Genomic DNA, 481 nt, shown 5'->3' with positions numbered 1-481 from the left:
AGACCACCGTGCGTCCGGTACAGTCGGCGATAATCTGCAGCCAGGTCGCCGAGGCTGCGCCGCCGCCGGTCAGATACAGCTCGCCGCCCTGCGGATAACCCTGCAGCGCATCGACAATGGCGAAGGCCAGGCCTTCAAACACCGCGCGCTGCAGTTCGGCGCGGGTGGTGTGCGGGCTAATGCCGAAAAAGCCGGCCCGCGCGTCCGGGCTGTAAAACGGCGCACGTTCGCCATTGAGGTACGGCTGCCAGAAGACGCCGCCGCTGCCTGGCTCCACCGCCGCGATCGCCTGCTCCAGGCGCCCCAGATCGGCGTCCAGCGAAATATGCTGCTGCAGCCAGTCAATGTTTGGCGTACCGGCCTGCATCGGAAACAAGGAGATCACCTGTCCGGCTTCGGTATGGGTGACAAAGCGCGTCGCCTCGTTCACCGTCTGCGGGCCGCGGCAGACGATCCCGGTGCAGCAGGTGGTGCCGAGGAT

At 66.3% G+C, this 481-nt stretch carries 1 protein-coding gene; it reads right to left on the bottom strand.

From position 1 onward, the window contains the following. On the bottom strand, positions 1-481 hold a 481-nt coding region (locus tag M3667_RS17165; RefSeq protein WP_251509619.1), incomplete at both ends, for an FGGY-family carbohydrate kinase.

The organism is Microbacterium sp. P26 (assembly GCF_023712585.1).
Lineage (GTDB): Bacteria > Actinomycetota > Actinomycetes > Actinomycetales > Microbacteriaceae > Microbacterium > Microbacterium algihabitans_A.
This window is presented reverse-complemented; position numbering and strand designations above follow the sequence as displayed.